This is a genomic window from Funiculus sociatus GB2-C1 (assembly GCF_039962115.1).
GTDB classification, from domain to species: Bacteria; Cyanobacteriota; Cyanobacteriia; order Cyanobacteriales; family FACHB-T130; genus Funiculus; species Funiculus sociatus.
This window is the reverse complement of record NZ_JAMPKJ010000119.1, coordinates 1-9,197: the sequence shown is the minus strand read 5'-3', so window position 1 is coordinate 9,197 and position 9,197 is coordinate 1. Positions and strand designations below refer to the sequence as shown.

7 protein-coding genes and 1 pseudogene are annotated in these 9,197 nt (G+C 44.8%); 5 read left to right on the top strand and 3 right to left on the bottom strand.

Annotated features, from left to right (window positions below; translation table 11 throughout):
- Positions 1-134 (bottom strand): annotated as a pseudogene (locus NDI42_RS28235) (IS4 family transposase); the annotation flags it as partial.
- A gap of 329 nt (positions 135-463) precedes the next feature.
- Here NDI42_RS28235 and NDI42_RS28230 point away from each other — a divergent pair.
- Both NDI42_RS28230 and NDI42_RS28225 read left to right on the top strand, forming a co-directional pair.
- Positions 464-1,642 (top strand): restriction endonuclease subunit S, encoded by a 1,179-nt coding sequence (locus NDI42_RS28230; protein ID WP_242017437.1) that lies wholly within the window; start codon positions 464-466, stop codon positions 1,640-1,642.
- The gene (locus NDI42_RS28225) at positions 1,639-2,823 is read left to right on the top strand and encodes a hypothetical protein (protein ID WP_190450593.1); all 1,185 of its coding nucleotides are present in this window, start codon (positions 1,639-1,641) and stop codon (positions 2,821-2,823) included. The genes NDI42_RS28230 and NDI42_RS28225 overlap by 4 nt, the downstream gene beginning before the upstream one ends.
- Before the next feature lie 225 nt (positions 2,824-3,048).
- Here NDI42_RS28225 and NDI42_RS28220 read toward each other — a convergent pair whose 3' ends face one another.
- Positions 3,049-4,413, bottom strand: coding sequence for a pyridoxal phosphate-dependent decarboxylase family protein (locus NDI42_RS28220; protein ID WP_190450591.1), 1,365 nt, complete (start codon positions 4,411-4,413; stop codon positions 3,049-3,051).
- 179 nt (positions 4,414-4,592) lie between these two features.
- Here NDI42_RS28220 and NDI42_RS28215 point away from each other — a divergent pair, with 179 nt between their 5' ends.
- Both NDI42_RS28215 and pnuC read left to right on the top strand, forming a co-directional pair.
- Complete coding sequence (locus NDI42_RS28215) at positions 4,593-5,615, top strand: AAA family ATPase (RefSeq protein ID WP_190450589.1); 1,023 nt, start codon at positions 4,593-4,595, stop codon at positions 5,613-5,615.
- Positions 5,616-5,662: 47 nt separating this feature from the next.
- Positions 5,663-6,322 (top strand): nicotinamide riboside transporter PnuC, encoded by a 660-nt coding sequence (pnuC, locus tag NDI42_RS28210; RefSeq protein ID WP_313930525.1) that lies wholly within the window; start codon positions 5,663-5,665, stop codon positions 6,320-6,322.
- A 43-nt stretch (positions 6,323-6,365) separates the two neighbouring features.
- On the opposite strand, the gene NDI42_RS28205 is transcribed toward pnuC, so the two are convergent.
- Entirely contained in the window at positions 6,366-7,022 is a 657-nt protein-coding gene (locus tag NDI42_RS28205) for a hypothetical protein (protein WP_190450586.1), read from the bottom strand.
- Between the two features lie 229 nt (positions 7,023-7,251).
- Between NDI42_RS28205 and NDI42_RS28200 the strand changes: the two genes are divergently transcribed.
- Positions 7,252-9,132 carry an NACHT domain-containing protein gene (locus tag NDI42_RS28200; protein WP_190450584.1) on the top strand — a complete coding sequence of 627 codons (1,881 nt, stop codon included), beginning with the start codon at positions 7,252-7,254 and terminating at the stop codon, positions 9,130-9,132.
- Positions 9,133-9,197 lie beyond the last annotated feature (65 nt).

Sequence of the window (9,197 nt, the reverse complement as noted above, 5' to 3'; positions counted from 1 at the left end):
CTCGTTAAGCTGTTATCCAGGGCATAAGATAGCCAACACTCAAAGAACAGACGACTGTTCAACACTGGATAATCATTTTTTGGTAGTCTTCTGAGGATATCTTTGACAATCTTCGGGAAGGAATTTATAATCATTATTAATAGATATATTTAGATTGATAGTCCAAAATATAACAGATTTTGGGCTATTTTTATTGAGGTTTTCTTAACATTCAACATTACTGTATGCATTCAAGCTTCCGCGTTGGTTGAATGACCTATTCGTGCAACTTGCGGATATTAACACAGAAGATCGAGTTTTGGATATTTTCAGTAATTTCGGGGACGTAGCAGCGGCAGTAGCTATATCTGACAACAAGGCACCGATTATCAGTATTGTTAATCATCCTATCAATTACTTATGGGCTAGTATTCAACAGCGAATTCTTGCATCCAATAGTCAGAACCAAATCTTGTTCGACGAAATGCCGCCGAACAATTTAAGGTACTCTGAAACCTTAACTCAGCCTTCAAAAATTATAGTTGCTCCTCCTTTTAACGTTAAGCTTTCATCTTCTGATCAAAGAGGGGGATTAAGTGAGGATATATATCTTTCACTAGCTATTAATTGGGTTACGCAAGGAGGGCGTATTGTCGCAATCGTACCGGAAGGATTTCTGTTCTCTCAGGGATCGCGACGGAAAGAACTTCGCCAATATATGCTTACTCATACCAGCATTAAAGCTATCTTTGGACTTGACGCATTCATGCCTAACACCAGTGTTAGAGCGAGTATATTAGTGCTGGATAAACATCCCGTGAATAGCTTCGACAATGTTTTAATGGGGCGCATATATCAATCAGATGTTCCAACTAACACTCATACCATTACCAGTTGCCTCCAGATTCCACATATTGCACAGTTGTTGGAAGCGTTTCACCTACAGGACATAGACGCGGCTGGGGCTGCTAAAGCGTGGTTAGTCTCAGGTAACGACTTAGTTGCTGAGAACTTGACAGTTGATCGATACTCTCCATCAAAACAAGGCAAACCACTATCAACTTATACAACGGTACGTCTTGGCGATATTGTTGACATTTTTAAAGGTTCAAAGCTAACACTTGAAGAAAATGGCGATCTATTTGTAGTCGGTCCTGCCGCTGTGCGTAAGCTGTCGATAGATGTTGCAAAGCTTGATCGAACCAATAAGTTAAAGTTGCCTAACAATCCTGTAGTGACAAAGGCTAATGACATAGTTATAAATGCACTCAGTACATACCGTGGGCAAGCGGCATTAGTGGAGCAAGAACTTGCTGGCTACTATGTGAGTCGAAACATCATAGTTGTCAGGACGGAATCCGCACAACTATCACCAGCTTATCTAGCTATCGCACTCAACAGCACATTCGTCACGCATCAATTACTGGAACGGACAACTGGTTCTGTAATCCCGCAAATTACGAAAAATGCACTGTTGGAGGTTCAAGTCCCAGTACCCAGTTTAGAAGAGCAAAAACAGATCATCAGTCGGGTAACTAGTGCGTACCACGAAATACTTGTGTCGCAACAGATGCTACACGAGTATGAAGACAGACTAGATCAGGCAGAGGAAAATCTGAACGCTATGTTGGAACACCTCCATTCGGGAGGAGGTCTGCAATGAACCCCTTGCAGCACTGTCTTTCTTCGGTTGAAGCTGTAGCAGCATATCAAAGAATGCGGCAGCAATTGAATATTGATAATGTGATTTTCGACGCTATGGCACAGGTCGCTCATAAACGCAGCTTTCAGTTTACTCCTCCCACTTCAACTACACACAACACTCGAAAACATGAGGAAATTGAAGGTTTACTCGGTCGGTATCAAAATGTACTTGGGAGGCAAGGTCTATTCTTTGATCTAATTGAGGAAGTCTATTTGCAGTTGCAATTGCAGGGAATGCAGGCACTTGGACAACATCTGCTCCAGTTAACCACAATCCAGAGTAGTAATGAATTCAGAATTCGCCTCACTACCGATTCTGCGTGGGTCATAGAGTGGGAGCTTGCACTTGATTTAGGTGGGGGACTGGGTCAAGACAAGATATTAGTAATCGGTTCGGTGTACAAAAACAGTTGGGGCGAGATTATCCCGTGGGATGTTATGCAATATCTACGTAGTGGATTTCTCTTATTTCGGCAAAAGGTGTACGCTACTTCCTTGGCACTAATGTCAATCGCGGTCGAAGCTACTCTGCGAGATATATTGGCAACTCGAGGTTACACGTTTACTCACAATGCAAATCGCCAAAACATATACAATTATGCGAAAGCCCAAGTTGATGTTAATGGCAATTCATATACATTGACTTTTATAGATCCCGTGCCCCAATCTGCTGCCAGCCTTGTAACATCGAGCAGTGGTAATTTACCAGTAGACATAGAAATTAGAAGATCAGAAAACTCCTCAAAGAAAAGAGTTGACCTAGTCGTTAAGTGTCCATCTTTTCTTGTCGAGCATTGGTCGCCTAATAACGTGGTACAACCAGCAGTCACAAACAACATTGGTGGGCTTGGTGAAGCTTTGCGAATTGCTAGAGACGTTGAGGGGATTATCGATCCTGTTGATCTTCCGCTCGATGTCGATGAAGTTCTCAAAGCATTGCGTAACAACTTGATTCACTTTTCTAGCAACTCGATGGAGGCAGAACTCAAAAGGTATTCTGCATACAGCTCTGATGGTCGCTTCACGTTGAAAGATTTCGTTAACAACACCCAAATGGTTTTCGACTTGGTCACAGAAATTCCACGATTTGTGAACGAACAGTATATAAAACTTTTTCAATCAGGAATTCGTATTCCCTAAATAGAATAAGTTGGTTAAAGAACTGCTAGCCGAAATCAACTACCTGAATGGGCTAAATGAACGGCAATATTGATGCTATTCGGCAGAACTGCTCAAGGATGCGATTACATCCATTACGCTACACGATCACTGACGTGAATGAAGAGAGTGATGACTTCTTTAGGTTGGTTTTGGTTGCACGTAGACACCAGTGTGATCGCAAGCATTAACCCCCACGATTCCTGCCTAAAATTCACCAGAACAATATTTCCCAGCCACTCGCAGCATAGCTGCCAAACTTTTTTCCACATCAGCATCCGTTGTTGCCCAAGACGAAACACTAATTCGCATCGCCGTCTGCCCTTGCCAAACCGTACTGCCACACCAACAAGTCCCCTCAGCTTGAATATCGGCAATCACCCGATGAGTCGTTTCTGCATCCCCAAAAGACACTAAGACTTGATTCAACACCACATCGTTGAGAACTTGGTATCCAGCAGCTTTTAACTCTTTGGCAAAGTGTCTGGCATGGCAACAGGTACGCTCAATTAAATCTGCCAAACCAGAACGACCGAGCGATCGCAAAGCTGCCCACACTTCAACGCCACGCGCACGCCTCGATAATTCAGGAGTATAGTCTGACGGGTTGCGCTGCTCGCTGACGGTGGGTAAATATTCGGCAGTAATCGCCATTGCCGCTTGCAACGCCTTGGCATCGCGAACAAACGCCAACCCACTGTCATACGGCACGTTCAACCACTTGTGAGCATCTGTCGCCCAAGAATCTGCCTCTTCCATACCAGCGGTGAGGTGCGCCAACGATGGAGCAGTGGCTGCCCAGAGTCCGAATGCACCGTCTACATGCACCCAAGCTCCCACAACTTTTGCGCGATCGCAAATCGCTCCAACTGGATCGCACGCGCCTGTGTTGACATTTCCCACTTGGGTACAAATAATCGCAGGACGAGTCAGGGTGGGAATAGCGTCCGGACGCATCCGCCCCTGTCCATCAACGGGCACTTTCACGACTCGGCTTCGACCTAATCCCAGCAATCCTAACGCTTTCAACAAGCTTGGGTGTGCTTCCTCGCTGACTGCAACCGTAATCGGTGGCGCACCAAACAACCCGTCTGTTTCTACATTCCAACCCTCTCGTTCGAGTACGGCGTGGCGGGCGGCGGCTAATGCGGTAAAGTTAGCAACGGTTGCTCCCGTGACGAAGGCACCACCACACTCGGCGGGGAGATGCAGTAAGTCTAGCAGCCAACGCAGAGCTACCTGCTCCAGTAAGGCTGTAGCTGGGGTGATGCGATAGAGTCCACAATTTTGGTCCCACGCGGCGGCTAGCCAGTTGGCGGCTAAGGCGGCAGGCAGGGAACCACCCGTGACAAATCCGAAGAAGCGGGAGCCTGCTTGTGCCATTGATGCGGGTGAGCCAACTTGATCGAGTAGTTGCAAGATAAGTTCCGGTTCGACAGGCTGATTGGGGAGAGGTTCATCAAACTGGATGAGGTTAGCGATCGCTTCCTCTGTTGGCGCAACCTTACGAGCGTCTAAGCCTTCAAGATAGCAAATAGCATATTCAGCCGTTGTTTCCAAGAGTTTTCGCATATCCTCTTCCTTCCATGCACGGGGCTAAACAATCCCACAAAAAGAGCGTGCGATTAGAGCGCAGCTCTCTTCGAGTCCGCGAACGTCTCGTATTACCTTATGAATAAAACCCGTTCGGGTTTCTCTATAAAGAGTAGCAGTCAACTCTTTTCCCTTGTCGCACACTTACATCATGAATAATGGCTAGCCAACGTGGACTTACTCTTGGAAAATTTGCGCCGTTCCACAAAGGACACCAGTTTTTGATTGAAACGGCATTATCCCAAATGAATGAGGTGATTGTAATCCTTTACGAGGCGAGAGAAACAACGTCCGTCCCTCTGAATATTCGAGCAGCTTGGGTGAGGAAACTCTATCCCCAAGTACAAGTTATCGAGGCTTGGGATGGCCCGACTGAAGTCGGAGATACACCTGAAATCAAGAAAAAACATGAAAATTATATTCTAAATCGCTTGAAGCTACAGGGAATCACCCACTTTTATTCGAGTGAATTTTATGGAGAACATATGAGTTTAGCCCTGGGAGCGGTCAATCGAATCGTGGATTATGACCGCCAAACCGTACCCATTTCTGGCACACAAATCAGAAAAGATACCTTTGCCTATCGCGAGTATTTGCATCCTTGGGTTTATCGCGACTTGATAACGAATGTAGTTTTCCTGGGCGCTCCGTCCACGGGCAAGACAACGCTTGCATCCCGACTCGCACAGGAATACGATACGGTTTGGATGCCGGAGTATGGGCGGGAGTATTGGGAGAAGCATCAAGTTGATCGTCGGCTGTCTCTCGAACAATTAGTTGAGATTGCTTCTGGACACTTGAACCGTGAAGAAGCACTGCTATACCAGGCAAATCGGTACTTATTTACGGATACCAATGCGATTACCACCTATATGTTTTCACTGTACTATCACAACACGGTAGCACCACGACTTGCCGAATTAGCTAATCGGGCAGCTTCACGCTATGACCTTGTGTTTGTTTGTGATGTAGATATCCCCTATGACGACACTTGGGACCGTTCTGGAGATGTGAATCGATGTATCTTTCAAAAGCAAATTGTTAACGATTTAATTCTTCGCAAGATTCCCTTCTTCCTCGTACAAGGTGAGCTGGAAACAAGAGTTCAGTACGTGAAGAGAGTCTTAGAGAAGTACCGAAAGTATGAGAATTTGCTGGACTTGTTCGTCGAGCGCCAATAAGATTGAGCAAACAAAAGATGAAGAGAGAAATGGCGTAACTCATCACAATGCTTGAATTGTTCAGTGTAAACAACATTGCCTTTACGATCCTTGGATATCCTATGAGCTACATAGAATTCATAGGAACGATACTCTATTTGTGGTCGGTGTGGCTCATCGCCAGAAAGCAAATGCTAACCTGGCCAGTTGGTATTGTAAGTGTACTGCTGTATATGGCGCTTTTTTACCAGATACGCTTGTACTCAGATACCCTCGAACAGGTCTACTATTTGGGAGCAAGCGTGTATGGTTGGTGGCGGTGGAGTGCATCTCGTCGAGGTACAGGCAAAGCCGGAGATTTCAGATACAGTTCGCGGCGAAGTTTAATCTTGGTTTTGGCTGTTACAATTGCCGTTTCTTTTGTTATTGGGGCTTTTATGAGCCGTGTCCATATACTGTTTCCTACCCTGTTTTCTGAGAAAGCTTCTTTCCCCTATTTGGATGCCCTGACGACGATTGCAAGTTTCACAGCGATGTGGCTATTGGCTCAAAAGCGAATCGAAAGCTGGTATTACTGGATTGCGGTTGATGTAATAGGAATTGGGTTGTACTACGTGAAAGGAGTCCGGTTTATTGCTTTGCTTTATGTGATTCTTTTTTTTATGGCAATAAACGGCTTAATCTCGTGGAATAAGACTTGCAAAACCTCAGAAGATATGGCTTGTTAAGTGTTGTGCTGTGCGATCGCAAGCCATGTAGTGTGCAGAATGATTAAGCACTTTTGGGAAAGTCCCAACCAACAATAGGTTGCAAGCCAATTATTTTGATTTCTTTGGTGGGGCGGAAGATGCTCTGACTTACGTCAATCCCCACAGATTTAAGTTGTTCAAACCCGTTTTTCTGGAATGAGTGAGAAGGACTGGTGGTGTTGTTGAGCATCCACAGACGAGGATTGTGAGTTTGGTATCCTTCCCAGTTTCTAGGATATTCAGGGCAATCGAGAGGATTTTTCCAGCCTCTATATTTCAGAACTTGCAGACACCAGGCACGGCATCCCCATTCATCGGGGGTTGGATCTTTGGGTTTAATCAGTCCATCGCCACTGAGCCAGTCTAGGCTAGGGACTTCTCCTGAAGAACCGTTTTCACGCCACAGAGTAAGGTAACTTAGTGGCTTAGTAGCGTAGTGGCTGCCTTCGTGGAGGATATTCCACCATTGATCAAAGGGAGGTCTGATGGAGATTTGGGTGATATCCAGTTTGCATTCATCTTGAAGAAACTTCCAAACCTCTGTTTCTGTGGGAATGATCAGGTTTTGACCGTTGGTTTTTGTTTGGCGATCGCATTCGGGATAGTTGGAAGGTGCGGTTGCTGAGAAGTCGTGGAAGTTGCAGTCGTTGTAGTTGATGGTTGAGTGGTTGTTATTCATGTAAATCAATTAAATTTCTACTTGCTCACCATCCTATAGGCTGTATTCAAAAAAGTTTCGGAAGATACTTTCCATTAGAGCGGAAATAAATGGAAAAATTTTTCCGGTAAGCAAAAGCTTAAACTTTTACACTTTTTAAGCCATTTTTGTTAATCTCAATAAGTTACTGTCTAGTTCTGCAAGAAGCTGGAAAACTATCTACACTATGAGTTCGTGGCAAAATTTTTTAGTGAGTCTACTATCTCGTCCACCCTATAATTTGAGTCCTACAGAAATAGCCGTTGTCCTGGCGAAGTTTCCCGATGAGGATGAAAAGCATATAAAAACTGATAAAGCAGTTGCAGAGCAAGCTACACAAGAAAATAACTTGCCTCCTAATGCGGAAACTGTCAGCAAACATATGCGGACAATTTACACTGAGAGGTTAAGTCAGCGAGAAGCTCGTCAGGATGTTCCAAGCCTGAAAGGTAAGAGGGGTCAAGCTAGAGATTCTGTATTTGTTGCTTGGCTGAAGCATAAGTATCTGGAATGGCAAGAATCGCAGGGTTTAGCTACTAGTTCGTCGGGTGCAACTGATATTGAGATTGACTGGCGAGAAGTCTGCCGTGCCATGCTGGAATCCAAGCGGGAACTTGCCAGCAATCTGTTTACTTCTGGTATGGAAATAACGTTTAAACTGGATGACATTCAGGTTCCTCTAGGATTGATTAAACGCCCAAAAAAGGTTCAGCATCAGAAAGACGTTTCACCAGATAAAGGTTCACAGGTATATCGAGAGGTAGAAGAAAAGGAAAAAATTACTCCGATTGAATACAAGGATTTTTGTCAGCAGGTTCTCGCTAACCAAAAAAGTCCTAAAAATAACGGCAAGCACCTTACTATCATTGGCGAACCAGGTGCAGGAAAAACAACTCAGTTGTTGAAGATTGCTGATTGGGTGTTGGATGAAACTGAGGATTTGCCGATTTGGATTTCTTTAGGGGTAGTTGGCGCAAAGCCTCTACAGGAGTATTTGCTCAAAGATTGGCTGCCAGATGCGGCGAGTAAGTTGGATGCTGCATCACCTCAATGGGTGGAACAGTTAGAACAACACTTAAAAGATGGGCGAGTGTGGTTGCTGTTGGATGGTGCAGATGAGATGCAAGTCGCTGATCCCTTGGGAAAACTTGCCGAATTCGTCAGAGTTCCCTTGCTGAAAAATGTGCGGGTGGTGCTGACTTGCCGCCTGAATCTCTGGGATGCTGCGGGGAATGCTCTGTCTGAGTTTGATACTTACAAAATGCTGGATTTCAGCTATGGGGATGGCAAGAATTCAGATCAGGTGAAACAGTTTATTGATAAGTGGTTTGGGAACCCCTCCCTAGCCCTCCCCTACAAGGAGAGGGAGCAAGAAGCCTCTCCCTGCGTAGGGGGGAGTGAAGGGGGTCAACAATTACGGGAGGCTTTAGACGAAACTGGTAAAGAGCGAATCAAGGATTTAGCACGCCATCCTCTACGGTTAGCGCTATTGTGTTTTACTTGGCAATCGGGACGAGGAAAATTACCAGATACCAAAGCTGAACTCTATGAGATGTTTGTTGAGGCACTCTACGTCTTGAAAAAGGGGGTATTTCCCACCACCTCAGCACAGCAAAGAGACTTAAATGCAGCTCTTGGACGACTGGCTTTGAAAGCGATCGACAAGGGATTCAAATCTATCCTGCCCCAGAGTTTAGTTGATGAGGGACTGAAGAAACCCTATCCAGAATTATTTGAGTTATCTGACAAATTGGGATGGTTGAATCAAATAGGTGTTGAAGCAGAAAATCCCCTCAAGCCAGTTTACGCTTTCTTTCATCCTACGTTTCAGGAGTATTTTGCAGCAACGTTAATTGATGATTGGGACTTTTTTCTAAACCACATTCCCAATAATCCCAAAGATCCAAAAGCTAGTTACCGTATTTTTGAACCGCAGTGGAAGGAAGTAATTTTGCTGTGGTTGGGGAGAGAAGATTTACAACCTCACAAGAAAGAAAATTTTATTAAAGCTCTTGTTGAGTTCCAAGATAAGTGCAATAGATTGTATAGCCTTTTCCTGTCTAGTGAGGTACGCTCAAAGCATAGAGCATGAGTATTTTCTTGATTAGAGATGAAACCCTACTCCCTTGACCTGCGGCAAAAAATTGTTGACACCTA